Source organism: Lysobacter sp. Soil_C_15 (genome assembly GCF_057657315.1).
Window position 1 is genome coordinate 241,369 of sequence record NZ_JBDGIR010000007.1, and the last position, 25,745, is coordinate 267,113.

Here is a 25,745-nt window from a genome sequence, read left to right on the forward strand (position 1 = left end):
GTGGCGCCTGCGGCGCCGGTATGGGGCGGTGACGGGCGGGGCCGCGCTCAGGTGCAGACGCCTTCGTAGGCCAGCTTGCGCTTGCCGCCGCCGGCGTCGACGTACTCGTAGCACTGCAGGTAGTCGGAATCTGCGAAGGCCTTCAAGCTCGGGCAATCGAGCAAGCGCGGTTCGGCCGCGACGGCGTTCTGCGCCGCGGCCAGGGCGCCGGCCGGGTCGGTCCACAGCACCTGTTCGGCGCCGTTGCCGTCGAGCACGCGCAGGCGCAGGCGTTCGCCGTCGATCGCGGTCACCTCGGCCTCGAACGGCTTGCTCCAGCGGCGCAGTTCCTTGCCGCCGTCGCCGAACTCGATCACGTCGTCGGCGAGCAGCAATCCGTCGTTCAGCGGCATCGCGCGCACCCGGGCGTACGGGGTCGCGCCGCAGGGGTGCTCGCTCCATTGCAGTACGCGCGGATCGCGGACGTTTTCGTGCTTGGGATCGATGGTGAACGGCAGCAGGTACTCGCCCGCGGCCAGGACGTGCTTGATCGAGCCCGGCGGCGCGATCGGCGCGATCGGCGCCTCGGCGGCCGCTCGCTCGTCGGCCGACGGCGCGGCCGCTTGCGCCGGCTTCGGCGGGGCCGAGGACTGGGCCGGCACCGGCTTCGCCGCGGGAGCGGCGGCTTCCGGCGCCGGGGCGCAGGCCGCCAGCGCCGCGGTCAGCAGGGCCGCCAGCGCGGTCAGGGCGGCGCGGCTCATCCGACCGACCCTTCCAGCGACACTTCCAGCAGCTTCTTGGCCTCGACCGCGAACTCCATCGGCAGCTCGCGGAACACGCTCTTGCAGAAGCCGTCGACGATCATCGACACCGCGTCTTCCTCGCCGATGCCGCGCGAGCGGCAGTAGAACAGCTGGTCCTCGCTGATCTTGGAGGTGGTGGCCTCGTGCTCGACGGTGGCGTCGGGGTGCTTGACCTCGATGTAGGGGAAGGTGTGCGCGCCGCACTTCTTGCCGATCAGCAGGCTGTCGCACTGGGTGTGGTTGCGCGCGCCGGCGGCGTGCTTCTCCACTCTCACCAGGCCGCGGTAGGTGTTCTGGCCGCGTCCGGCGCTGATGCCCTTGCTGATGATCTTCGACTTGGTGCGCTTGCCGATGTGGATCATCTTGGTGCCGGTATCGGCCTGCTGGCGGTGGTGGGTCAGCGCCACCGAGTAGAACTCGCCCACCGAATCGTCGCCGAGCAGCACGCAGCTGGGGTATTTCCAGGTGATCGCCGAACCGGTCTCGACCTGGGTCCAGCTGATCTTGCTGCGCGCGCCGCGGCATTCGCCGCGCTTGGTGACGAAGTTGTAGATGCCGCCGACGCCGTTCTCGTCGCCGGGGTACCAGTTCTGCACCGTCGAGTACTTGATTTCGGCGTCTTCCAGCGCGACCAGCTCGACCACCGCCGCGTGCAGCTGGTTCTCGTCGCGCATCGGCGCGGTGCAGCCTTCCAGGTAGGACACGTAGGCCTGGTCCTCGCACACGATCAGGGTGCGCTCGAACTGGCCGGTGTGGCCGGCGTTGATGCGGAAATAGGTGCTCAGCTCCATCGGGCAGCGCACGCCCTTGGGGATGAACACGAAGCTGCCGTCGGAGAACACCGCCGAATTGAGCGCGGCGAAGTAATTGTCGCCGACCGGCACGACGCTGCCGAGATACTTCTGCACCAGTTCGGGATGCTCGCGGATGGCCTCGGACATCGAGCAGAAGACGATGCCTTTTTCGGCCAGTTCCTTGCGGAAGGTGGTGCCGACCGAGACCGAGTCGAACACCGCGTCCACGGCGACGCCGGCCAGGCGCGCGCGCTCGTGCAGCGGCACGCCGAGCTTGTCGTAGGTCTCCAGCAGCTCTTCGGGCACCTCGTCCAGCGACTTGTACTTGGCCTTGGGCGCGCTGTAGTAGCTCAGCGCCTGGAAGTCGATCGGGGCGATGTTGAGCTTGGCCCAGTGCGGCATCGGCATGGTCAGCCAGTGCCGGTAGGCGGCCAGGCGCCACTGGGTCATCCACTCCGGCTCGTTCTTCTTCGCCGACAGGGCGCGGATGGTGTCCTCGTCCAGGCCCGGCGGCAGGCTGTCGGACTCGATGTCGGTGACGAAGCCGGCCTCGTAGCGACGGCCGAGCTGCTCGTGGATCGCTTCGTTCTGAAGCGGACGATTGGCGATGTCGCCCGCGGGAGCGGACGTGGAACGGATGTCGGTGGCCATGCGGCTGCCTACTGTCTATGCGCTGGCCAGGCGCAGATCGATGCGCCGGCCGGGGGTTGCGGATGAAAACGAAGCGTCCGGGGCCAGCATCTGGGCCAGGGTCACGTTGCGCAGCGCCTCGACGACCACGTCGTTGATGCGCCGCCAGTTGGCGCGCACGCCGCACTGCCGCTCCAGGCCGCAGTTGCCTTCGTGCACGCTGCACTCGGTCATGCCGAGCGGTCCTTCCATGGCCTCGACTATTTCGATCAGGCCGATCTCGTCGGCCGCGCGGGCCAGGCGGTAGCCGCCGTTGGCGCCGCGGAAGCCCTCGACCAGGCCGGCCTGGGCCAGCGGCTTGAGCAGCTTGCTGACCGTCGGCGCCTCCAGCCCGGAGCGCTCGGCCAGCTCGGCCGCGCTCAGCACGCGCTCCGGCCCGGTCTGGGACTGGGCCGCGAGCACGGTCAGGACGACCGTAGCGTAATCGGTGAGCTTGGTGACGCGGAGCATCGGTCTGGGCGCCGGGGGTAATTCGTACCGAAATTGTACGTTTTTATCCCGGCCGGGCCAAGCGGGCGGTTTTGCGCGATTCATGCCGTGGGCCGACGAGGCCGGCGCGGTGGGGCGGCCCGCCGGTGCGGGCTCCGGCGCGGAAGCCTGGCCGGCGGCGATGGCGGCCGCCCGCCGAGCTGGGTCAGAATGGCCGTTCGTCATTCTGGGATTCGCTATGCCGCGCAAGATCGCCGCCCGTCGTTCCGCCATCCACGGCAACGGCGTATTCGCCGTCGCCCCGATCGCCAAGGGCGAACGCGTCATCGAGTACAAGGGCCGCCGCCGCACCCACGAGGAAGCCGACGCCGGTGACACGGGCGATGCCGATTCCGGCCATACCTTCCTGTTCACGCTCAACGACGAGTACGTGATCGACGCCAACTACGAGGGCAATACGGCACGCTGGATCAACCACAGCTGCTCGCCCAACTGCGAGGCGGTGCTGGAAGAGGACGACGGCGACGACCGCCGCCAGGACAAGGTGTTCATCGAGGCGATCCGCGACATCGCCCCGGGCGAGGAGCTGGCCTACAACTACGGCATTACCCTGGCCGAAAAGCACACCAAGGAACTGAAGAAGATCTGGGAGTGCCGCTGCGGCTCGCCGGACTGCACCGGCACCATGCTGCAGCCGAAGAAGGACAAGAAAAAGAAGAAAGACAAGGACAAGAAGAAGGACAAGAAAAAGAAGAAGGACAAGAAGGGCAAGAAGAAGGATTGAGGCTTTCCCGGCCCGGTGCGGCACCGGGCCTCGCTCTGGCCCGCCGTCCCCTGCAGGCGCGGCGCCGGCCGCGGCCGCCATCCTTCACTCTCGCCGCGCTTTGTCCTGGGCCCCTTGTAGGAGCGGCGTAAGCCGCGACCGCGTCCTTTCGGCCTCGCGGCGTCTGTCGTTCGAAGGCCTCTGAAGCTCCAAAGCTCAAAGCTTCAAAGCAAAGCTTCCGTCCGCAAGCGGCCGGGTTACTTTCTTTGTCCAAGGCGACAAAGTCCCACGGGATTTCCTTCGGTCAAAAGTAACCAAAGAAAACGCCATTCCTGTTTCGAATCAAAAGCCACTATGGGACGCGGTTTGCGCGGGGCTGCTCCGCACAGGCCCTCCCTGGCCTGGCTGCGCACGGCCCGCCTCCCTGCGGGCCGCCCTTCGGGGCTTCAGGGCGTTCTCGCGAGGCCGAAACGGCGCCAAGCTCTTTCCGGCAACGGCAACGGCAACGGCAACGGCAACGGCAACGGCAACGGCGAGAGGCCGGAGCTCGGGCGGGCCGGATATCGGCGTGGCCGCCCGACCCGGCAAAGCCGGGCTGGGTACGAAGGTCCGATGGTTATTGGCCGGCTCCGGCGGAACACTGCGCTGCATCGGCCGCCACGCTGCGATCACTTGCGGCGGCGACAATGGCCCGGTTGCGCCGGCGCTGCGCCGACCTCTCCCTTTCCGTCTCGTCCAGGAGTCCCCATGAGCTCGATCCAAGGCAAAGTCGCCGTCGTCACCGGAGCCGCCAGCGGCATCGGCAAGGAAATCGCCCATGAGTTGGCGCGTGGGGGCGCCGCGATCGCGATCGCCGACCTCAACCAAGCCGGCGCCCAGGCGACCGCCGACGAGATCGTCGCCCAGGGCGGACGCGCGATCGGGGTGACCATGGACGTCACCGACGAGGCCGCGGTCAATGCCGGCATCGAGCGCGTGGCCGCCGAACTCGGCGGCATCGACATCCTGGTCTCCAATGCCGGCATCCAGATCGTCAACCCGATCGAGCACTACGCCTTCGGCGACTGGAAGAAGATGCTGGCGATCCACCTCGACGGCGCCTTCCTGACCACCAAGGCGGCGCTGCCGCACATGTACAAAGACAACGGTTCGGGCCAGAGCCGCGGCGGCACCGTGATCTACATGGGCTCGGTGCACTCGCACGAGGCCTCGCCGCTGAAGTCGGCCTACGTCACCGCCAAGCACGGCCTGCTCGGCCTGTCGCGGGTGCTGGCCAAGGAAGGCGCCAAGCATGGCGTGCGCAGCCACGTGGTCTGCCCGGGCTTCGTGTGCACCCCGCTGGTCGACAAGCAGATCCCCGAACAGGCCAAGGAGCTGGGGATCAGCGAGGACGAGGTGATCAAGAAGGTCATGCTCGGCAACACCGTCGACGGCGTATTCACCACCGTCGAGGACGTGGCCAAGACGGTGCGCTTCCTGGCCGAATTCCCCAGCGCGGCGCTGACCGGGCAGAGCATCGTGGTCAGCCACGGCTGGTACATGCAATAAGACCGTCGCCGCGGAGCCGCTCACGCTCGACCTGACCCGTCCTTTCCCCCTTCGAAAAAAGGGGGATTTGCCCTGGCCGTTGCTTTTGCGTTTCCGCCGGCCTTCACGGCGCAAGCGCAAGCGCCGCGCAAGATAGGCGGCGAACCGCAGCGACGCCGAAGAGACCGAACGAAATGCCCAGCAAGCGCTCCACCGGCCGCCCCCTTGCCCGCTCGCATCCCGCCTCCGCCAACCGAACGCCGCAGCGCGAACCCGAGCGCCGCGCGCCGGCCCAGCGCGATCCGAAACCGGCGAACCCGCCGAAACAGGATCCGCCGTCCCGCGAGCCAGCCCGCAAGGAGCCGTCCAAGGGGCGCGCGGCCGGTGCCGCGAATACCGGCGCATCCAGCGGCAAAACGGCCGGCACACCCGCCAGCGAGTCTGCTCGCCGCCCGGGCATCCGCCGCGGCGCCGCCCCAGAGCCGGCGACCCCGCGCCAGGCCCGCCGCGCCGAAGCCGCCGAGCGCACGACCCGGGCCGCGGTGCGCAGGCTGCGCGAGGCCGCGCCGGCGCTGCCGGAGAACGTGGCCCTGGTGCTGCAGGGCGGCGGCGCGCTCGGCGCCTACCAGGCCGGGGTCTACCAGGGCCTGCACGAGGCCGGCATCGCCCCGAACTGGATCGCCGGGATCTCCATCGGCGCCTTCAACACCGCGATCATCGCCGGCAATCCGCCGGAGAAGCGCCTGCAGGCCCTGCGCGAGTTCTGGGACACGGTCTCGCAGCCCAACCTGTTCCCGGCCACCACCTTGGGCCAGGAGGCGCGCTTCGCCGACCTCGACGCCGATACCCGCGCCTGGCTCGACACCTGGGAAGCCTGGCGCGCCCTGGTCGAGGGACAGCGCGGCTTCTACCGGCCGCGCGCCTGGCTCGGCGAAGACCCGACCGGCCTGTTCGGCGCCGCCTCCGGGGCCGGCCAGCCAAGCTGGTACGACACCTCGCCGATGATCGCCACCCTGGAGCGGCTGGTCGATTTCGACCGCCTCAACCACGACGGCATCCGGGTCTCGGTCGGCGCGGTCAACGTGCGCACCGGCAACCTGGAGTACTTCGACAGCAGCCGCACCCGCATCGACGCCCGCCACATCCTCGCCTCCGGCGCGCTGCCGCCGGCGTTTCCGGCGGTCGAGATCGACGGCGAGTTCTACTGGGACGGCGGCCTGGTCTCGAACACGCCGCTGTCGCACGTGCTGGCCTCGTCGCCGCGGCGCGACACCCTGGTGTTCCAGGTCGACCTGTGGAGCGCGCGCGGCGAGCTGCCGCAGAACCTGCTCGACGTGGCCGAGCGGCAGAAGGAAATCCAGTACTCCAGCCGCACCCGGCTGATCACCGACACCCAGCGCGTGTTCCAGCATTACCGCCGGTTGCTGCGCGAGCTGCTGGAGGAGATCCCCGAGGACGTGCGCGCGAGCAACCCCTGGGCCCAGCACGCCGCCGAACTGGCCTGCGACCGCCGCTACAGCGTGATCCACCTGATCTACCGCGACCGCGCCCGGATCGGCCACTTCAAGGACTACCAGTTCGGCCGGGTGGCGATGCGCGAGCACTGGCTCTCCGGGCAGGGCGACATCGCCCGCGCCCTGGCCCATCCGGACTGGCTGCAACTGCCGTCCGGCGAGGCCGCCTTCGTCGCCCACGACGCCACCGCGCCCTGAATCGGACGCCGCTGCAGGCTGGGATGCCGCAGCGTGAGCAAAGGTTGCCATGACTTACGCCATGCGGCGCAAAGCCGGGGCGCGGCTAGTCTGCGCGGCATCGCGGCGGGTTGCGCCGCGGTCCGCCATCGCCGGCGCCGCGCAACGCGCGTGCGGCGAGGCGGTCAGTCCGCTTTCCGGTACCGTCCCATGCGCATTCATCTGTTGCCCTCCCTGTTCGCGGCCGCCGCCGCCCTGGCCGCGCCCGCCGCGTGCGCTGTCGAAGTCGACGGCCGCATCGATCCGGAGGAATGGCGCGGCGCCCAGCGCATCGACGACTTCCGCCTGACCCAGCCGCTGTCGCGCCAGCCGGCCTCGCAGGCCACCCAGGCCTGGCTGCTGGCCACCCCCGAAGGCCTGGCGATCGGCTTCCGCAACCATCAGCCGGCCGGCGTGCCGCGCCTGCGCCAGCGCACCCAGCGCGACGGCAACGGCACCGTCGACCGGGTCAATCTGTACGTGGATTTCGACGGCGACGGCCGCGCCGGCTACAACTTCACCGTGACCCTGGCCAACAGCATCGTCGACGCCACCATCACCAGCGAGAACCAGTTCAACGACGACTGGGACGGCGACTGGCGCCACGCCACCAGCGAGGACGCCGAGGGCTGGTCGGCGGAGATGCTGATTCCCTGGCACATCGCGCCGATGCGCGAGGCCGGCGACGGCACCCGCAATCTCGGCATCCAGCTCGATCGTGTCATCGCCTCGACCGGCGAGCGCGCTTCCTGGCCGGCGGTGCACTACAACGAGGCGCGTTTCCTGTCGACCTTCAACCGGGTCGAGGTGCCGGCGTACAAGCAGTCGCTGCTGGCGATCACGCCCTACGTGGTCGGCGTCGGCGATTTCGTCGGCCGCGACAGCGATTTCGACGCCGGCGCCGACCTGTTCTGGAAGCCGAGCGGCAAGTTCCAGCTCAGCGCCACCCTGAACCCGGATTTCGGCCAGGTCGAAAGCGACGAGCTGACGGTCAACTTCAGCGCCACCGAGACCTTCTTCAGCGACAAGCGGCCGTTCTTCACCGAGAACCAGAGCTTCTTCGACGTCCAGTTCGGCTCCTACAACTCCAACAGCCGGCTGATCTACACCCGCCGGGTCGGCGCGCGCGCCGACGACGGCAACGGCTCGGGCGACGTGACCGCGGCGATCAAGCTCAACGGCAGCGCCGGCGGCTTCAACTACGGCCTGTTCGCGGCCAGCGAGGGCGACGAGGTCGGGCGCGACTTCTATGCCCTGCGCGCGACCCGCGATTTCGAGCGCTTCGGCTTCGGCGCGATGGCGACCCGGGTGGTGCGGCCGTTCCAGGACCGCAGCGCCAACGTCTACGAGTTCGACCAGCGCTGGAACCCGAATCCGCGATGGGCGATCCGCAGCGCGGTGGTCGCTTCCGATGTCGAGCACAACGGCCGCAACGCACGCGACAGCGGCGGGCAGATCCGGATCGACTACGACATGGGCGGCGGCTGGCGCCAGCAGCTTTACGGCCTGCACCTGGGCAAGCGCTTGGAGCTCAACGACTTCGGCTATCTGGAGCGCAACAACTTCAACTACTTGCGCTACGACCTCGGCCGGCGCGTGACCGACTTGCCGGCGAGCTCGTCCTATGCCTCGCACGACTGGCACTACGCCGCATCGCGCCGCTACAGCGACGATGGCGTGCACATCGCCGACGCGGTCGCGGTCAACCGCCGCAGCGAACTGCGCGACGGCGGCAACGAGTTCGTCGAGCTGGGGCTGTGGAGCTCCGGTTACGACGATCTGATCACCCGCGGCAACGGCGTGCTGCGCCTGCCCGAGCGGTTGTACTTCAGCTACGAGCGCCTGCGTCCGCGCCGCGGCGACAGCCCTTGGTCGCTGAGCGCCGAGCTGAACTACAGCGCCGAGAGCCTGGGCGGCATCGACGAGGGCCAGACCCGGATCTACCTGGAACCGAACTACCAGGTCAGCGACCGGCTGCTGCTGTTCGCCGGCATGGAGTACAGCCACAACCCCGACTGGCTGCTGTGGCGCGGCGGCAACCGGCTCGGCGCGTTCCGCTCCGATGCGCTCAATCTCAACGCCGGCCTGCAGTGGTTCATCGACGACAAGCAGGAGCTGCGCGTGCGCCTGGAAGCGATCGGCATGGACGCCAGGCTCAAGCAGGCGTATCGGGTCGACCCGCGCGGGCGGCCGCTGGCGGTGGACGAGGAGATTCCGGATTTCAGCCTGAGCAATCTGGGCTTCCAGGTCCGCTATCGCTACGAGTTGGCGCCGCTGTCCTACCTGTACGTGGCTTACGTGCGCGGCGGCGAGCTGTTCGAGGAAGGTCCGCGTTCGACCCGGGTCGGACGTGAGTTCTCCGATGCGTTCGGGCTGCGCGACGACGAGCAGTTCCTGGTCAAGCTGTCGTACCGGTTCGAGATCTGACCGCGGCCGTCGCCCCGATCGCGCCGGGCGGCGGAGGCGATGGCCGGCGTTTACGAGGCCAGCGGCGGCTCGCCGTCGCCGAGGTCGTCGAACGCTTCCAGCTCGTGCTTGCGGCGCAGTCTGGCGCGCAGCGCCGCATAGGGCTGGCCGCGGTGTTCGGTCCACATCAGTTCGGCGCCGTCGCGCAGTTCGTCGTACACCGGCAACAGGCGCGACAGGCCTTCGAACACCCAGCGGCCGCGGCGGCCGTCTTCGGCATCGGCGAACTCGTTGCCCTTGCCGCGGCCGTAGGCCAGAGCCTTGGCGTAGGCGTCCTCGCGATCGCCGGCGCGGATCAGCAAGGTGTTCTCCCAGACCAGGCAACGGGTGTCGTCGACCGGCGCCGGTTCGTCGTCCCAGGCCGCGCGTTCGAGGTAGGTGGCGACCCACCAGCCGTGCGGCGAACGGTTACGTTGCGGAACCTCGGCGTTCATGGCGGCATCCATCGCCCGGAATGCCCCGATCATCGGCGCCGGCCGGCGCGGCCGCAACGACGGCGGTCTTGGTTCGGGCGCGGCCGCAGTCGCAGATACGACAATCCAGCGCCATGTTTCGTCCTCGCCTCGCCGCCGCCTCCTGTAGGAGCGGCGTCCCACAGGGATTTGCTTCGGTCATGAGCCGCGACCACGGGACGCGCAGAGAACCCAAGACCGTCGTCAGCGATCGAAGCTCGAAGCTATCGTCTGTAGGAGCGGCGTCCCACAGGGATTTCCTTCGGTCACAAGCCGCGACCACGGGACGCGCAGGGAACCCAAGACCGTCGTCAGCGATCGAAGCTAGAAGCTATCGTCTGTAGGAGCGGCGCCCCACAGGGATTTCCTCCGGTCACAAGCCGCGACCGCGTTCTTGCGGCCTCGCGCCGTTTGCCGTTCGAAGGCTACAAGAGCTCTAAAGCTCCAAAGCAAAGCTTCCGTCCGCAAGCGGCCGGGTCACTTTCTTTGTCCAAGGCGACAAAGTCCCAAGGGATTTCCTTCGGTCAAAAGTAACCAAAGAAAGCGCCATTCCTGTTTCGAATCAAAAGCCACTATGGGACGGAGCTGGCGCGGGGCTGCTCCGCACAGGCCCTCCCTGGCCTGGCTGCGCACGGCCCGCATCCCTGCGGGCCGCCCTCCGGGGCTTCAGGGCGTTCTCGCGAGATCGAGGCGGCGCCAAGCCGTTCACGGCAACAGCAACAGTGGTGGCAGCGGCAGCAGGCATCGCGTCGCGCCTACAAGCGCGGGCGCAAACTGCTTTTGCGATTCCCGATTCCCCATTCCCGACCCTCAATCCCGCCACTCCAACCCCACATACACCGCCCGTCCATCGCCCGGCAGGAAATTGCGCCCGTCCTGGCCGCGTGCGTCGGCGATCACGTTGCTGCTGGCGATCCAGCGGCGATCGCCGAGGTTGCGTGCGTCGGCGAACCAGGACCAGCGCGGCGCCGCACGTCCGCCGAGGCGCAGGCCGACGATGCGATAGCCCGGGGCGCGATAGCTGTTGGCGTGATCGACCCAGGTGTCCTGCGGGGTCCATTCCAGGTTCGGCGCGATGTACCAACGCGGGTCCGGCGACCAACGCAGTTCGGCGCGCAGCAGTTGCGGGGCGACGCCGGCAAGGTCGTTGTCGCCGTAGACGCGGTCGCCGTCGAAGCGGAAGTCGTTGTAGAGATAGTTCGCCGACACGGTCCAGGCCTCGCCGATGCGCCAGCCCAGGCCGAGCTCGACGCCCTGGTGCAGGGTGCGCCCAGCGTTGACCGTGCCCAGCGGATTGCCCTGGCCGTCGCTGAGCGACAGCAGTTCGCCGCGCAGGCGGGCCCGGTACAGGGCCAGGTCCAGCGACAGCGCGGCGCGGTTCAGGCGCAGGCCCAGTTCGGCGCTGTCGGCGCTTTGCTTGCCGACCGGGCTGATCCCGGGGCCGCCGCTGAGTTCGCCGAAGCTGGGCGGTTCCAGGCTGCGGCTGAGGTTGGCGTAGAGCTGGGCGCGGTCGTCGATGAGGTAGCGCAGGCCGAGCTTGGGGCTGACGCCGGAGTAGCCGGCAGCGAAGCTTTCGTCGCGGCCGCCGACGATCAGCCGGTCGCGCGAACGGCGTTTCGCGTCCAGCGCCTGCGCGCCCAGCGACAGGACCCAGGCCGGCGTCAGCCAGGTCTGATTTTCGAGGTACAGCTTGCGGTTGACCGCGCGCTGGTCGAAGCGGTTGCTCGGCGCGCCGGCCCGGCCGGCGAGGTTGGAGTAGCGCCGGTCGTCGATCTCGCCCTGCGCCCAGGCCAGCCCGGCGACGAGCACGTTGCGGCGCCCGAACCAGCTGCCATCGCTGCGCCAGCGCAGATCGAAGCCGAGATCGCGGCTGTCCTGGCGCAGCACCTGGAAGATCGGATGATCGAGCGACTTGTCGGCGTAGTAGGCCGACAGATTCAACGTGCCGGTGGCGGACGGCGTCCAGCTCAGGCGCGCGGCGAGACGGTCGAGGCGGTAGTCGCGACGCTGGTTCTGGCTCAGCGCGGTCGGCGCGGCCAGGGCCGGATCGCGTCGCGCTTCGGCCAGGGTCAGGCTGCCGGGCAGGGCGGAGCGGGTGTCGACGTGGGTCAGGTAGACGCGGCCGTCGAGGCGCTCGCCGAAGCGATAGCCGGCGTTGCCGAACAAGCGGCCATTCTCCTGCGCGGCGTGATCGCGGAAACCGTCCTGGCGCGAACCGCCCAGGCTCAGATAGCCGTCGGCGCGGCCGGACACGCCGGCCAGGGCGAGCTGGCCGCGTCGATGGCCGAACGCGCCGGCTTCCGCGCGCAGGGTCAGCGGCGCGGCGTCGTAGCCGGTCGGCGAAACGAAGTCGATCGCGCCGCCGAGCGTAGCGGCGCCGTACTCCAGCGCGTTGGCGCCGCGATAGACCTCGATGTAGCGGGCCGCCAGCGGGTCCACCGATTGGAAGTCGAAGCCGCCGTCGGCGAGATTGAGCGGGCTGCCGTCCTGCAGCAGTTCCAGGCCGCGGCCGTGGAAGGTGCGTTGCAGGCCGGAGCCGCGGATCGACAGGCGCGCTTCTTCGGCGCCGAAGCGCGGCTGCACGAACACGCCGGGCGCATAACCCAGCGCATCGGCGAGCGTGCCGACGCGGCGGTCGCGGTAGGACCCGCCGTCGACCAGCGCGGTGGCGCCGGCGCGCTGGTCCAGGCGCGCGCGCGCGGCCTCGAGGCTGTCGACGGTGCGCGGCCGGTCCGGGCCGCGCACGCGCACCGTCGCCAACGTGGCCGGCTCGCCGGCGGGCGCATCCTGGGTTTGCGCGGCCGCGTCGAATGCGATCGCGATCGCGATGGCGAGCAGGGGCAAACGCAACGAACGCTGGCGCATGAGCGCATTCCGGCAGACGCGGGGCGGCCAGCTTAGGCAGCGCCCGCCGCGGCTCGGCTGCGGCATAACGCCGCAGGAATGCCGCGCTTGAGCGTATCTCCGGCGCCGGTCGCGCTCAGTTCGCGACGGCGGTCTGGGTCGCGGCGACCGGCTTGATCCGCAACGCCCAGAGCACGCCGGCGATCAGCAGGGCGATGCCGAACAGGGTCAGCGGCGGCGGCCATTGCTGGCGCAGCACGAAGGCGTAGCTCAGCGCGGCCAGGGTCTCGAACACGATCAACTGGCCGGCGAGCGCGGTCGGCAGGCGTTGGCTGGCTTCGTTCCAGCACAGGGTGCCGACCCAGGACGCGAGCAGGCCGATCGCCGCCATCAGGCCGACGAAGAACAGCGGCCGCGGCCCGAACGGCATGGCGAAATCGTCGCCGCGCGCGCTCATCCACAGCCACAGCGCGGCGTAGCCGCACAACGCCAGCGGCAGGGTCGCCACGCCCTGGGCGGTGGCCCAACTGCGCGGGCTGCGATCGGGATGCGCGCGCAACCAGTCGGCGTTGCGCAGCGGGTACCAGGTCCAGCACACCACCGCGCCCACCGCCAGCAGGCCGCCCAAGGCATAGCGGTGCAGGTCGGCCTGCGGATCGGCGCGCAAGGCCTGCAGCTCGGCGCGGTTGACGCAGGCGATGCCCAGCGCGATCAGCGACAGCGAGGGCAGCAGGCGCAGCCAGGGCAGGCGGCCGTCGCGGCGCGCGTTGCGCAGGTTGGCGCAGACCGCGATCACCACCGGCAAGGTGCCGATGATCATGGTCGGCAAGGGACCGCCGGCGCGCTGGATCGCGCTGGCCAGGAACAGGTAATAGAGCAGGTTGCCGATCGCGACCAGCTTGAGCGCCTCGAGCCAGTCTTGGCGGCGCAACTGGCGCAGCGCGCCGCGGTCCATCCAGGCCAGCGGCAAGGCGATCAGGCCGAAAGCGAGGTAGCGGCCGAAGGACTGCAGCGCCGGCGAATACTCCGGCAGCAACAGCGGTCCGACGAAGACCAGGCCCCAGATCAGGCCGGCGGCGAGCGCGTAGAGGGTTCCGAGCAACATGCGCCCAGCCTGGCCGAGGCGGCCGGCGCCGGTCTTGTCTCAGATTGCGCCCGCCCCGGCGCGGCTCAGCCGGGGCGGCGGCCGGCCAGGATCTGGCGCTGGTAGCGCGCCGGGGTGATGCCGTAGCGGCGCGAGAAGGCGCGGGTCAGGTGGGCCTGGTCGGCCAGGCCGCTGTCGAGCGCGACCTGGGCCGGCGCCGCGCCCGCGGCGAGCAGGCGCTTGGCCCGGTACAGGCGCAAGGCCATCAGCATCTGCTGCGGGGTGACGTGGTACTGGCGGCGGAACTGGCGCAGGAAATGGAACGGGCTCAGCCCGGCGACCGCGGCCAGTTGTTCCAGGCCGATGCGGTCGGCCAGATGCGCGTGCAGGTAGTCGATCACCGGCGCGAAGCGCACCGGCGCCTGTTCGCGCAGCGGCCGGGCGACGCGGGCGTGGTCGCGGAACTCGGCCAGCAGGGCGTACAACTGGCTGTCGAAATCCAGCTCGTCGCGCGCCAGCCACAGCGCGTCCAGGCGCGCGGTGATGCGTTGCGCGCGCGCCGGGTCGTGGCGCACCGCCTGCTCGAACCACCAGCCGCGCTCGCCGGTGATCTCTTCGGCGACCCCCGGGTCGACATAGACCATGCGGTAACGCCAACCGCCTTCGGTTTCGGCGCGGCCGGTGTGCAGCACGTCGGGGTTCATCAGCACCAGCGAATCCGGCGGCGCCAGGTGGTCGCTGCCGCGATAGCGGAAGCGTTCGACTCCGGATTCGATCGCGCCCAGGCCGTAGGCCTCGTGGGTGTGCGGCTCGAACGCGTGGCGGACGATGTGGGCGCGATACAGCTCGATGCCGGCGCGGTGCGCCGGCTGGCGGAACTCGGCCGCGTCCTGGGCGTCGACGAAGTGGGCGGGCACGCCTTGCATGAGCCGAGTATGGCACGGGCCGCGAGAGCGGCCGATCCAGGCTTCAGGGCGTGGCGGCGCGCAGCAGTTGCAGGGCGACCCAGGCGCGCGGAGTCAGGATCTCGAACAGGCCGGCGCGGGCGGTGCGCCGGCCCAGCACCAACAGCGCGTGGTCGCGGCTGAGCAGCCAGCGCGCCTGCGCGGCCTGGGCCAGTTCGAGGAATTTCTGGTCGTCGGGATCGGCGCAGCGCGGCAGGGCGACCGCGGGTGTCGCGGCATCGGCCGTGTGCGGCTCGAACAAGGCCTCGTAATCGCGCCGGCAGGCCTCGCGCACGGCGGCGTCGAGACCGAGTTTGGGATATTCGATCACCCGCAGCCATTCGTCGCGGCAGGCCGGATCGGCGACCGCCTGGATCCTGCCCTCGCGCAGCGCCCGCAGCAGCGGCGCGACGGCCGGGTCCTTGAAAGCGAACAGGTCCAGGCAGACGTTGCTGTCGAGGACGATGCGCGGCGCGGTACCGCTCATGCGCGCAGGCCGCGGCGGCGGATCACAGATCGTCTTCGCCGGGGAAGGACACGCCGATCTCGGTCACGCGCAGCAGCTCGCCCTGGCGCGGGTACTTGGGATCGTCGCTGGCGTATTCGCTGTCGCTGGACGGCACCGCCTCGGCGTCGACGCCTTCGCCGCGTCCCGGCTGCGGTCGCAAGTCCAGCCGCGCATGACGCATCGCCGCATCGCCTTCGCCCGAGCCGAGCTTGCCGCCGTTCCAGTCGGTGACGGTGCCGCCGTAGTCCCAGCCCAGGCCGCTGAAGCGGATCGGCTTGCCGTTGCGGCGCTCCAGTTCGGCCAGCGACTGGCCGATGGCGACGCCGTTGTCCAGGCGCCAGCGGGTGGTCGGCTCGCGCACTTCGACCAGGGCCAGGCCGCGCAATGTCCGTTCGTCCTGGTAATGCAGCACCGCTCGCCGGGTCGGATCGCCGTCGAACAGGACCACTCCGCGGAAGGATTCGCCTTCCGGCCCGGGCAGCGTGTCGTCGATCTTGACGTTGGCGGCGCCGAACAACCGGCACAGTTGTTCGGGGCCAACGTCGGGCGCCAGCGCGCCGGGCAGGACGTAGTCGAGTCCGGCCGGTTCGGCCGAGGCGGTCGGCGGGGCGGCGGTCGGCGCCGGTGCGGTCGCCGTCGTGGCCGGCGCGGCCGGCGCGGCGTTCGGCGGATCGTTGCGGCCGCAGGCGACCAGCAGCAGGACGACCGCCGCCAGCGCGAAGGCCGCCACCACCGACGGCACCAGCCAACGCCGCATCACGGGCGCACCTCGCGGATGTCGGCGCTGCCGATGCGCCAGGCGCGCTGTTCGTCGCTGGCGCCGTCGACCACGGTCCGGCGCAGGACATAGGCGCCGACGTACTTGCGCTGGCTGCCGTCGCGCTGGGTCGCGGTGATCGCCACCGGCACCTCGATATGGCGCTGGCCGGCGCCGGCGTCGACCGGGCCGGGCGCCAGCAGTTCCACCGATACGCCGGTGGTGTCGGCGAAACCGGCGGCGAACTGCTGCGCGCTCTGGCCGCTGGCGCGGCCGCCGTCGGACCACAAGGCATAGGCCTGGTCGAACTGGCCCTGGTTGATCGCGGCGTAGTAGTCGCGCACCACCGCGAGCGCGTCGTCGGGGCCCGGTTCGGCCGCGACCGCGCTGCCGTCGGACGGCAGCGGCAGGGTGCCATCGACGCCTTCGGCCGGCGCCTCGGTGCCGGGCAGGGGATTGCCGTTCTCGTCGTACAGCGGCGTCGCCGCGGCGTCGGCCGGCGGCCCGACCTGGCCCGGGCCCGGCGTGGCCGGCATGCCGGTCACGCCGCCGCGTCCGGCGCCTTCCGGCGCCGGCAATGCCTCCGCCGAGCCGTCCGCGCTGCCGCTGCCATCGGCCGCGGTCTTGTCGCCGCAGGCGCTGGTCAGGATGGCGCCGGCCAGGGCCAGGCCGAGGGCGAGAGCGGAAACGCGGGAACGATGACGGCGCATGACGGGGTCCAAGAGGCGGAGCGACGGCCATTGCCGTGCCGTCGCGAGGGCCACCAGTGTATAAGCCCGCCTGCGTGCACGGGCTGTGCCGAAAGCCGCGGCGGTGGGCCCGCCGCGCGGCGCCGAACCCGGGCCGATCAGCGCAAGGCCACGCTGAGCGAGGTCGCGGTGAGTTTCCAACTGCGATCGACCGGATCGCGTCGCATCCGGTACCAGCCGGTATAGCGGCGGTTCTCGCCGCCGGGCAGGCTGACCCGCAACTCGACCGGAATCTGCAGCGATTCGGGCACGATTTCCTGATCCAGCGGCTCGGGCGTTTCGTTCTGGATCCGCATCGCGCTGAACTGCTCGATCTGGCGCAGTCCGGCCTCCTCGTTGCCGCGCGGCTGGCGTTCGTAAGCCCAGTGCTTCTCGGCCAGCTCGCGCTTGCCGCTGCTGAGCTGCTGCAGGTACAGATGCAAGGTGTTGACCGCCTCGGTCATGGCGTCGGCGCGTTGCTGGTTCTGCGCCTGCGCACGCCGTGCCGCCTCGGCGGCCGCACGCGCCGCAGCGTCGTCGCGCGGCGGGGCCGGCGCGGTCGCGGTCGCGGTGGCGCGGTCGTCGGCCTGGCGTTGGCAGGAGCAGCCGACGAAGCACAGCGCGAGCAGGGCGGGGACGAGCGAACGTTTCGGCAAACCCATCGGCAAACCCATCGGCGAGACTCCACGGCAGCGAACCGCCCGGCCGGCGGCGCAGCGATGCTAGCGGCTGCGCCGCCGGACCGGGCGCGAACGCCGACCGGCGGCGCGATCGGCGGTATGGACGCGGCGATGTCGCGCCAGGATGTGACCCGGGTCAAACCAGCCCGGGCACGGAATGACCCCGTGCCGGTCCGCCAACCCTGCGAGCCGGCGCCGCCCCGCCTCAGCCCTGCGCGTCGCGCAACTGCTGTTCCAGCCGCGCCTTCAGCGCATCGTCGATCTTGAGCTGGCGCGCCAGTTCGTCGAGGTAGGCGCGTTCCATGAAGCTCTGCTCGTCGGCGGCGAGCAGGCTGGCCAGGTACATTTCCGCGGCGACTTCCGGCCCGCTCGCGGCGCGCGCGACTTCGGCCGGGTCGAGCGGCTTTTCCAGTTCCTCGTGCAACCAGCGGCGCAGTTCCGGATCGCCGTCGATGCGCACGAACTCGCCTTCGATGACTTCGCGTTCGCGCGCGTCGATATGGCCGTCGGCCTTGGACGCGGCGACCAGGGCCTTGAGAATGGCCTGGCTGTGCTGTTCGGCCAGCGGCGGCGGCAGGCGGTCGACGGTCTGCGGCTCGACCCCGGTCTCGCCCTGCTGGCGCTTGTAGTCGCCGTAGGCCTTGTAGGCCAGCACGCCGAGCGCGGCGACGCCGCCGTACAGGGCGATCTTGCCGGCGTGCTTGCGCAGCTTCTTGTGCCCCAGCAGCAGGCCGAGCGCGCCGCCGGTCAGCGCGCCCTTGCCGAAGTCCGCGTTGAGCAGACCGCGCTTGTCGTCGCGGGCTTCGCCGCGTTGTTGTTCGTAGCGCGCCGGCGGCTTGCCGCCGCCGAGCAGGCCGTCGAGGCCGCCGGCGCCGCCGAGGCTGTTCTGCGCGGTCTTGAGCAACTGATCGAGAAAGCCCTGGGTTTTCATGCGCGGCGCTCCGTGACTGAGGTCGTGACTACTCGACCTATGGGCGCGAAGGCGCGCTTCAAGCCGGACGCGACCGGCGTACAGGCGCGGTTGCGCGGCGACGGCGCCGCGCGGCGGCTCAGCCGCGCTGCTGCGCGGCCAGGCGCAGGCCGAGCAGGATGAACACGCTGCCGGTCAGGCGCTCTTTCCAACGCCCGCCGCGGCCGGCGAAACGGCGGCCGAAGCGGCCGACGGCGAAGCTGAGGAACAGGCTGTTGAGCAGGCCGATCATCGACAGCAGCGCGCCCAGGATCAGGAACTGCAGCCAGACCATGCCGCGCTCGGGATGCACGAACTGAGGCAGGAAGGCGAGGAAGAACAGCGCCACCTTCGGGTTCAGCACTCCGGTCAGGACCGAGCGCAGATAGACCCCGCGCGCCGACACCGGCCCCGCGGCGGCGGCCGGCTCGGCGGCGCTCGCCGCGCCGCTGCGCCAGGCCTTGATGCCGAGCCAGATCAGGTAGGCGGCGCCGGCGTACTTGAGCACTTCGAAGGCCAGCGCCGAGGTCGCCAGCACGGCCGACAGACCCAGGCCGGCGGCCAGGGCATGGATCAGGGTCGCCGTCTCCAGGCCGAATGCGGCCTGCACTCCGCGCGCGGTGCCGCCGGCGGCGCTCTGGGCGACGATCCAGGCCGTGCCCGGCCCCGGGATCAACACCAGCACGGCGGCGGCGACCAGATAGGCGGCGAGGGTGGCGGCGTCGAACATGGCGGCGGCGGGGGTGCGAGCGGAGGGCCAGTCTGCGCCCGGCCACGCGCCGCCGCCAAGCGCCGCGGCGCGATGGACTGTTGCGGCGGCCGCGTTCAGGCCGCGCTGGGCGCGGGCAGGCGCAGTTTCTCGATCGCGGCGACGAAGGCCTCGGTGCCGGGCCATTGGCCGATACGGCCGAGCTTCTTGCCGCCGCGGAACACGAAGAAGGCCGGGATGCCGTGCAGGCCGAAGCGCGTGGCCATGCCCGGGTCTTCGTAGACGTTGTCGTGCAGCCACTCCACGTCGGGCCAGCTGAAGCGGTCCTGGGTCAGCAGCATCTGGCCCTTGGCGATGTCGCAGTTCGGGCAGTCCTTGCCCCACAGGAACAGGATCCGCAGGCGGCCGTCGTCGGGCAGGAACTCGGCCAGCCGCGCCTCGCGCACCAGCCGCATCGGGAACTGCCAGAAAAAACGCGGGTGGGCGGTCTCGGTCACGCCGCCATCCTAGCGCCGCGGGCGCGCCGCGGCGCGCCGTTCGTCGCCTTCATTGCGCGACCAGTTGCACCCCGTTGCGGCGGAACCCGGCCAGCATCGCGTCGTAGACGTCCGAGGCGACGTTGTGCTGGCCGTTCTCGGGATCGTTGATCCAGAAATGACCGTCGAGCTGGATGCCCTTGTCGTTGATCGCGGTGATGTACATATGCGGCGGCGGCTGTTCCAGCACCCGTTCCTGGGCCCGCATCGCCTCGACGAACAGGTTGCGGGCCAGGCCGATGTCGGTATCGCCCTTGACCAGCACGCCGCAGACCAGGCGCAGATTGCGGTCGGACCAGGACTGGTTGACGATCACGTTGCCGGTCAGGCTGTCGTTGGGAACGATCGCCTCGACCCCGTCGCGGGTGCGGATCATGGTGTAGCGCACGGTCATCCGGGTGACCCGGCCGACGACGCCGTTGCTGGCGATGTTGTCGCCGACCCGCACCGACTGCTCGAACAGCACGATCAGGCCGCTGATGTAGCTGGCGGCCAGCTTCTGCAGGCCCAGGCCCAGGCCGATGCCGAGCGCGCCGCTGAACGCCGCCAGCGCGGTCAGGTTGATGCCGCTGGCGCTGAAGATCACCGCGGTGGCGACGACCCAGATCGCGACGCTGAAGATCCGCGACAGCGCCAGGACGAAATTCGGCTGCAGGGTGCGGCTGCGGCGCAGCAAAGCGGCCACGGTCTTGTCGCCCCACAGGGCGACGATCGCCACCACCACGCCGACCACCAGGCCGCTGAGCACGCCCTGGCTGGACAGCGAGATGCCGCCGAACTTGACGTTGGCGCCGTAGATCTTGGCGATGGTGGCGCTGCGGTCGGCGAACAGGGCGAACACCGCCGCCAGCCACGAGACCACGGTAATCAGGCGCAGCATCAGCCGCAGCGGCAGGGTCGGGCGGAACAGCAGTTCCAGCAACGCGGCCAGCGCGCGGATCGCCAGGAACAGCACCAGCAAGGTCGCGCTGAGACCGATCAGCGGGTTGCCGAGGACCTGCAACGCCGCCAGCGCCAGGGTGGCCAGCAGCGGCGTGCACAGATAGTCGGTCAGGGTCGACGCCACCCGGCGATGGTGGCCGAGCCGGCGATGCAGCCAGCGCGTGGCCAGCACCCCGGCGGTCAGCGCGGCGGCGACCGCGATCAGCGCCACGATCAGGTCGGTCGGGCTCGACACCGCGGTCATGGCGTCGGAGACGATCTCGTGCAGCTCCGGGTCGGTGGGCGGGGCGGTGGACATCATTCGCCGCGCAGTTCTTGCAGCGGTTCGGTCAGTGCCGGGTCGCGCCGGCACTGCTCGAGCTTGAGCCCGCGCGCGGACACGATGCGCTGCACTTCCTTGGTCCGTTCGTCGGCGATCACCCGCAGGCAGGCGCAGCCATAGCCGTAATGGCGGTTGGTTTCGACCCACTGGTCCTGCGCGATCGCCGGCCAGTCGCCTTCGGCCTGACGGCCGCCCTGCAGGCCGATGGTCCACTCGGCATCGCGGTCGTACAGCCAGGCGTTGCCCGGGGTCGGATTGATGAACCAGCCGCAGCGGTTCTGCACGGCCGGCTTGGACGCCGCCGGCTTGCGCGCATCGGCCCGGTGCGGCGGCGCCAAGGCGAGCGCGGCCAGCACGGCCGCGACGGACAGCGATGGGATGCGAAACGAAGGCATCGGCGACTCCTGGGCGATCCGGCCCGGCTGATGAAAGAACGCATGCTTGCGCTCGGCGTGAACCGATGGGGCATCATAATCCGGGCCGCGCATCGGCGCGCTCGACCGCATCGCCCGACGGCGGGCGATACGGGCCGATGCGGGCCGGTTTTGCGGACCTGCGCTGCGCACCGCCGGCGCGGCGCGCGCCGGCAGTGCCGTGGGCCGCAGCCGGGCGGGCCGGCGCGGCTCAGTCCTCTTCGTGCCGCGGCTTGTAGGCCTCGACCAGCTTCTGCTGCACGTTGCCGGGCACCGGCTCGTAGTGGCTGAAGTCCAGCGAGTAGCGGCCGCGGCCGGCGGTCACCGACTTGAGCTCGGCGGCATAGCCTTCCAGTTCCGACAGCGGCACCTGGGCGCGGACCACGATCTCGCCGCCGCGCACGCTGTCGGTGCCGTTGATCCGCGCGCGCTTGCTGGCCAGGCCGCCGCTGATGTCGCCCATGTGCTGCTCGGGCGCGGCGACCTCCAGGTCGACGATCGGCTCCAGCACCTGCGGCCGGGCCTTGCCGATCGCATCCAGGAAGGCTTTCTTGCCGGCGGCGACGAAGGCGACTTCCTTGCTGTCGACGCTGTGGTACTTGCCGTCGTAGACGATCACCCGCACGTCCTGGATCGGATAGCCGGCGAGCGCGCCGTCGTGCAGCACCTGGCGCACGCCTTTCTCCACCGCCGGCAGGAATTGGCCGGGAATGGTGCCGCCCTTGACCTCGTCGACGAACTCGAAGCCGCCGCCGCGCGGCAGCGGTTCGATGCGCAGGAACACCTCGCCGAACTGGCCGGCGCCGCCGGTCTGCTTCTTGTGCCGGTGGTGGCCTTCGGCCTTGGCCGCGACGGTCTCGCGATAGGCGATGCGCGGCGGCCGCGAGGTCACTTCGACCCCGTAGCGGTCCTTGAGCCGGTCCAGGTTGATCCGCAGGTGCAGGTCCGACAGGCCGCGGATCACGGTCTCGTTGGTCTCGGTCTCGCGTTCGACCTGGAAGCAGGGATCCTCCTCGGCCAGCTTGTGCAGGGCGGTGGCGAGCTTCTGCTCCTGGCCCTTGCTGGCCGCGTCGACCGCCAGGCCGAACATCGGCCGGGGGAAATTCAGCGGCGCCAGGTGGATCTGGTCTTCGTCGTGGCTGTCGTGCAGCACCGCGTCGAAATGCAGTTCGTCGACCTTGGCCACCGCGGCGATGTCGCCGGGAATGGCCTGCTCGACCTCGACGTGGTCCTTGCCCTTGAGCTTGAACAGATGGCCGACCTTGAACGGTTTCTTGCCGTCGTCGACGAACAACTGGGTGTCCTTGCGCACCGTGCCCTGGTAGACCCGGAACACGCCGAGCTTGCCGACGAAGGGATCGTTGACGATCTTGAACACGTCGGCGATCACGTGCGCCTTGGGATCGGGTCGGGCCTCGATGGCCAGGGCGTCCTCGCCGGCGCCCTTGACGAACGGCGGCGGGTTGGCCTCGCCCGGATGCGGGAACAGACGCTCGGCGACGTCGAGCAGTTCCTTGATCCCGACCCCGCTGCGCGCCGAGCAGAACAGCACCGGCACCAGGTGGCCCTCGCGCAGGCATTGTTCGAAGGCGTCGTGCAACTCGGCGCCGGACAGGCCGCCCTCGCCGAGGTCGAGGTAATGCTCCATCACCGTTTCGTTGATCTCGACCACCTGGTCGATGATCTTCTGGTGCCAGTCGGCGACCGCGCCGAGGTCGCTGTCGCCCTCGCTGCTGCCGAAGCAGTCGACCACCCGGCTGCCGCCGTCGGCCGGCAGGTTCAGCGGCAGGCATTCGGGGCCGAAGCTGTCGCGGATGTCGTCGAGCACGCGCGCCGCGCTGGCGTTCTCGTGGTCGATCTTGTTGACCACGATCGCCCGGCACAGGCGCCGGGTCTTGGCGTGCTCCATCATCCGCCGGGTGCCGTACTCGACCCCGCGGTCGGCGTCGACGATCACCACCGCGGTTTCGACCGCGGCCAGCGCCGAGAGGGTGGGGCCGCGGAAATCGGGATAGCCGGGGGTGTCGATCAGGTTGACGTGGACAAGCCGTCCGGAAGCGTCCGAATGGTCGATGCTGGCGATCGCCGCGTCGATGGAATGGCCGCGTTGTTTTTCGATCGGGTCGAAATCGGACACCGTGTTGCCGCGTTCGATGCTGCCTGCCGTCTGGACTGCGCCGCCGGCCTGCAGCAGGGCTTCGAACAGGGTGGTTTTGCCGGCGCCGGGGTGGCCTGCCAAGGCCACGTTGCGGATCGATTCTGTGCTGTAGGACATGAGCGGACTTCTCCCTGGGACAAGGGTGGGAAGGCCGTCATGGCTGTCCGCGCTGCGCGCCCGAGCGTGGGCGCTCGGCGGGCGGTCATGGCGGTGCCGGCGCGCGCGCCGGGACCACAGACTCCCGCAGGCGGCAAGGCGGGTCAAGCCCGGAACGGCGCCCGGAGTCGCGATTGGGCGTGCTGCATCGCGGCAAGGCGAGCAACGAGCGGAGAGGAACGAGCGAAGAGAAGCGAGGAGCGAGCACGGCAAGCGGCGCTGCTCACTCCTCACTTCTCTCCACTCTTTGCTCGCTTGTAACGTTCCACCCGCTACGCTGTCCGCCCCTCAACGAAGGAGCGGCACCATGGGCATTTCGCGTCACGCCACCGCGCACTGGGAAGGCGATCTCAAGAGCGGCCAGGGTCGGTTGAGCACGCCGCAGAGCGGAGTGCTGAGCGATACCCGCTACGCCTTCAACAGCCGCTTCGGCGAGGAGAAGGGCACCAATCCGGAGGAGCTGATCGCCGCCGCCCACGCCGGCTGCTTCACCATGGCCCTGTCGGCCAAGCTGACCGAAGCCGGGCACCCGCCGGCGCGGCTGGACACCCGCGCCGAAGTCGACCTGTCGATGGAAGGCGGGCCGAGCCTGTCGCAGATCCGGCTCAAGGTCAGCGCCGACGTGCCGGGCATCGACGCGGCCAAGTTCCAGGCCATCGCCGAGGACGCCAAGGCCAACTGCCCGGTGTCCAAGGCGCTGAGCGCGGTGCCGATCAGCCTGGAGGCGCAACTGGGCTGAGCGTTTGGGCTGAACGGCGGCGGGCGGCGACAATGGCGCCATGCCGCCGACCGTTCCGCACTCGCCGCCGCGCCACGTCCTGCTGATCCATGGCGCGGGCGGCGGCGGCTGGGAATGGAATCTGTGGGCGCCGGTCCTCCAGGCGCGCGGCTTAGCCGTCGCCGCGCCTGACCTGCAGCCGGCGCCGGCCGGGTTGGAGGGCACCGAATGGGCCGACTACCTGGGCCAGGTGCGCGCGGCCCTGGAGGCCTTGCCGCGGCCGCGCGCGGTGGTCGGCGCCAGCCTCGGCGGCCTGCTGGCCTGGGCCGCGGCCGACCGCGCCGACGCCGCGGTGCTGGTGAACCCGCTGCCGCCGGCGCCTTGGGCGCGGCGGTTGCCGGCGCGCGACTGGCCGGCGCGGGTGGCCTGGCACGGCCAGGCGCGGCTGGCCTCGACCCGGCGCGCGCTGGGCGAAGCCGACGAAGCCGCGGCGCTGTACGCCTTCCGCCATTGGCGCGACGAATCCGGCGCGGTGCTGCGCGCCGCCCACGCCGGCATCGAGGCGCCGGCGCCGGCCTGCCCGGTGCTGTGCCTGAACTCGAGCGCCGACGAGGATCTGCCGCCGGCGCTGTCGGCCGAGTTCGCCGCTGCGGTCGGGGCGCTGCAGCGGACCGTGGCCTCGGCCGAGCACGTCGGCCCCTTGCTCGGCCGCCGCGCCGCCGCGATCGCGACCGAAGTCGCAGACTGGCTAACGGCGAGGTAAATATCGCCGTCGCCCGGCTCCGGCGGGCGCTCGCATTCAGCCGGTGTTGACCGCCCGGGCCCGACGATCCTCAGCGCGCCCTGTCGGCGCCTGGGAGTCCACATGAACCGCTCGCTCGTCACCGTCCTGGGCCTGGCCTTGGCCGCCGCCACCGGCGTCGCCTCGGCGCAGTCGTACGGCTATTCCGACAACAACAACGGCTACAACGCCGGCTACGCTTCGCAGGTCGATTACGCGCGGGTGATCCGGGTCGATCCGGTGTTCGACAACTACCGCTCGCAGCCGGCCAGCGGCACGCGCTGCTACGAGCGCCCGACCTATGTCGAGGGCGATTCCTACTACGGCGACGACTACACCCGCCGCGACGAGTACTACGACCCCTACGGCAACCAGCGCCGCAGCGCCGGCACCGAGGGCGGCCGCACCGCCGCGACCGTGGTCGGCGGCATCGTCGGCGCGGTGCTCGGCAGCAAGGTCGGCGGCGGCAGCGCGCGCTACGCGACGTCGGCGATCGGCTCGATGGTCGGCGGCATGGCCGGCCGCAGCATCTACGAGCAGAGCAAGCGCACCCAAGCGCCGCGCACCGGCTCGGTGCGGGTCTGCGATCCGGAGCCGGCCGGCGGCAATTACTACTCCGGCGGCGAGCGTTCGGTCAGCGCCTACGACGTGACCTACGAATACGCCGGCAAGACCTACCACACCCGCACCAACCATCACCCCGGCGACCGCATGCGGGTGCGGGTGGACGTGCGTCCGGACTGAACCTGCGGACCGGGGCGGCGCGCGGAACGGGGGCGCCGTCCACCCCGGCAGCGATGCCGGGCCGGTGGAACGCCGGGACCGCGAGGTCCCGGCGTCTCTATTCGTAGCGTTTCTATTGGCCGCGCTTCTGTTCGCGGCG

23 protein-coding genes and 1 pseudogene are annotated in these 25,745 nt (G+C 70.5%); 7 read left to right on the forward strand and 17 right to left on the reverse strand.

Annotated features, from left to right (window positions below):
- Positions 1-47: 47 nt before the first annotated feature.
- From AC3A57_RS17325 to AC3A57_RS17335, 3 genes are read right to left on the reverse strand one after another with little or no spacing between them, the layout of a single operon-like run.
- Positions 48-740, reverse strand: coding sequence for a hypothetical protein (locus AC3A57_RS17325; protein WP_487580057.1), 693 nt, complete (start codon positions 738-740; stop codon positions 48-50).
- Positions 737-2,227, reverse strand: coding sequence for a Fe-S cluster assembly protein SufB (gene sufB / locus AC3A57_RS17330; protein WP_487580058.1), 1,491 nt, complete (start codon positions 2,225-2,227; stop codon positions 737-739). Before sufB ends, AC3A57_RS17325 begins: the two co-directional genes overlap by 4 nt.
- A 15-nt stretch (positions 2,228-2,242) precedes the next feature.
- The gene (locus AC3A57_RS17335) at positions 2,243-2,716 is read right to left on the reverse strand and encodes an SUF system Fe-S cluster assembly regulator (RefSeq protein ID WP_221669476.1); all 474 of its coding nucleotides are present in this window, start codon (positions 2,714-2,716) and stop codon (positions 2,243-2,245) included.
- 217 nt (positions 2,717-2,933) lie between these two features.
- Between AC3A57_RS17335 and AC3A57_RS17340 the strand changes: the two are divergent.
- From AC3A57_RS17340 to AC3A57_RS17355, 4 genes and pseudogenes are all read left to right on the forward strand, one after another.
- Positions 2,934-3,398: pseudogene (locus AC3A57_RS17340) on the forward strand (SET domain-containing protein); the annotation flags it as partial.
- 807 nt (positions 3,399-4,205) lie between these two features.
- Positions 4,206-5,006 carry a 3-hydroxybutyrate dehydrogenase gene (locus AC3A57_RS17345; protein ID WP_487580059.1) on the forward strand — a complete coding sequence of 267 codons (801 nt, stop codon included), beginning with the start codon at positions 4,206-4,208 and terminating at the stop codon, positions 5,004-5,006.
- A gap of 521 nt (positions 5,007-5,527) precedes the next feature.
- Entirely contained in the window at positions 5,528-6,697 is a 1,170-nt protein-coding gene (locus tag AC3A57_RS17350; RefSeq protein WP_487580060.1) for a DUF3734 domain-containing protein, read from the forward strand.
- Positions 6,698-6,886: 189 nt separating this feature from the next.
- Positions 6,887-9,142: a DUF5916 domain-containing protein gene (locus AC3A57_RS17355; RefSeq protein WP_487580061.1), complete on the forward strand. Its 2,256-nt coding sequence runs from the start codon at positions 6,887-6,889 to the stop codon at positions 9,140-9,142.
- A 50-nt stretch (positions 9,143-9,192) separates the two neighbouring features.
- Here AC3A57_RS17355 and AC3A57_RS17360 read toward each other — a convergent pair whose 3' ends face one another.
- The 14 genes from AC3A57_RS17360 to fusA all read right to left on the reverse strand — a co-directional run bounded on the left by AC3A57_RS17360 (position 9,193) and on the right by fusA (position 23,324).
- Positions 9,193-9,615, reverse strand: coding sequence for a DUF4288 domain-containing protein (locus AC3A57_RS17360; protein WP_487580062.1), 423 nt, complete (start codon positions 9,613-9,615; stop codon positions 9,193-9,195).
- 828 nt (positions 9,616-10,443) lie between these two features.
- Positions 10,444-12,498, reverse strand: a complete 2,055-nt coding sequence (locus AC3A57_RS17365) for a TonB-dependent receptor family protein (protein WP_487580063.1) — start codon at positions 12,496-12,498, stop codon at positions 10,444-10,446.
- 115 nt (positions 12,499-12,613) lie between these two features.
- Entirely contained in the window at positions 12,614-13,582 is a 969-nt protein-coding gene (locus AC3A57_RS17370; protein ID WP_487580064.1) for a DMT family transporter, read from the reverse strand.
- A 65-nt stretch (positions 13,583-13,647) separates the two neighbouring features.
- Positions 13,648-14,487, reverse strand: coding sequence for an AraC family transcriptional regulator (locus tag AC3A57_RS17375; RefSeq protein WP_487580065.1), 840 nt, complete (start codon positions 14,485-14,487; stop codon positions 13,648-13,650).
- A 43-nt stretch (positions 14,488-14,530) separates the two neighbouring features.
- The gene (locus tag AC3A57_RS17380) at positions 14,531-14,992 is read right to left on the reverse strand and encodes a putative toxin-antitoxin system toxin component, PIN family (RefSeq protein ID WP_487580066.1); all 462 of its coding nucleotides are present in this window, start codon (positions 14,990-14,992) and stop codon (positions 14,531-14,533) included.
- A gap of 22 nt (positions 14,993-15,014) precedes the next feature.
- On the reverse strand, positions 15,015-15,770 hold the full coding sequence (locus tag AC3A57_RS17385) for a hypothetical protein (protein WP_487580067.1): 756 nt from the start codon (positions 15,768-15,770) through the stop codon (positions 15,015-15,017).
- Entirely contained in the window at positions 15,770-16,480 is a 711-nt protein-coding gene (locus AC3A57_RS17390; RefSeq protein WP_487580068.1) for a hypothetical protein, read from the reverse strand. Before AC3A57_RS17390 ends, AC3A57_RS17385 begins: the two co-directional genes overlap by 1 nt.
- Positions 16,481-16,617: 137 nt before the next feature.
- Positions 16,618-17,172: a hypothetical protein gene (locus AC3A57_RS17395; RefSeq protein ID WP_487580069.1), complete on the reverse strand. Its 555-nt coding sequence runs from the start codon at positions 17,170-17,172 to the stop codon at positions 16,618-16,620.
- 211 nt (positions 17,173-17,383) lie between these two features.
- Positions 17,384-18,109 (reverse strand): tellurite resistance TerB family protein, encoded by a 726-nt coding sequence (locus AC3A57_RS17400; RefSeq protein WP_487580070.1) that lies wholly within the window; start codon positions 18,107-18,109, stop codon positions 17,384-17,386.
- Positions 18,110-18,227: 118 nt separating this feature from the next.
- Positions 18,228-18,857 (reverse strand): LysE family translocator, encoded by a 630-nt coding sequence (locus AC3A57_RS17405; protein ID WP_487580071.1) that lies wholly within the window; start codon positions 18,855-18,857, stop codon positions 18,228-18,230.
- 95 nt (positions 18,858-18,952) lie between these two features.
- Positions 18,953-19,333, reverse strand: a complete 381-nt coding sequence (locus AC3A57_RS17410; protein ID WP_487580072.1) for a thioredoxin family protein — start codon at positions 19,331-19,333, stop codon at positions 18,953-18,955.
- A gap of 49 nt (positions 19,334-19,382) precedes the next feature.
- Positions 19,383-20,615: a mechanosensitive ion channel family protein gene (locus AC3A57_RS17415; protein WP_487580073.1), complete on the reverse strand. Its 1,233-nt coding sequence runs from the start codon at positions 20,613-20,615 to the stop codon at positions 19,383-19,385.
- On the reverse strand, positions 20,612-21,031 hold the full coding sequence (locus AC3A57_RS17420) for a DUF4087 domain-containing protein (RefSeq protein ID WP_487580074.1): 420 nt from the start codon (positions 21,029-21,031) through the stop codon (positions 20,612-20,614). The genes AC3A57_RS17415 and AC3A57_RS17420 overlap by 4 nt, the downstream gene beginning before the upstream one ends.
- Before the next feature lie 229 nt (positions 21,032-21,260).
- A complete protein-coding gene (fusA, locus tag AC3A57_RS17425) occupies positions 21,261-23,324 on the reverse strand; it encodes an elongation factor G (RefSeq protein ID WP_487580075.1) in 2,064 nt (687 codons plus the stop codon).
- Between the two features lie 346 nt (positions 23,325-23,670).
- Here fusA and AC3A57_RS17430 point away from each other — a divergent pair, with 346 nt between their 5' ends.
- From AC3A57_RS17430 to AC3A57_RS17440, 3 genes are all read left to right on the forward strand, one after another.
- On the forward strand, positions 23,671-24,102 hold the full coding sequence (locus AC3A57_RS17430; protein ID WP_487580076.1) for an OsmC family protein: 432 nt from the start codon (positions 23,671-23,673) through the stop codon (positions 24,100-24,102).
- A gap of 40 nt (positions 24,103-24,142) precedes the next feature.
- Positions 24,143-24,844 (forward strand): alpha/beta fold hydrolase, encoded by a 702-nt coding sequence (locus AC3A57_RS17435; RefSeq protein WP_487580077.1) that lies wholly within the window; start codon positions 24,143-24,145, stop codon positions 24,842-24,844.
- Between the two features lie 102 nt (positions 24,845-24,946).
- Positions 24,947-25,606, forward strand: coding sequence for a glycine zipper 2TM domain-containing protein (locus AC3A57_RS17440; RefSeq protein WP_221669455.1), 660 nt, complete (start codon positions 24,947-24,949; stop codon positions 25,604-25,606).
- Positions 25,607-25,745: the final 139 nt, after the last annotated feature.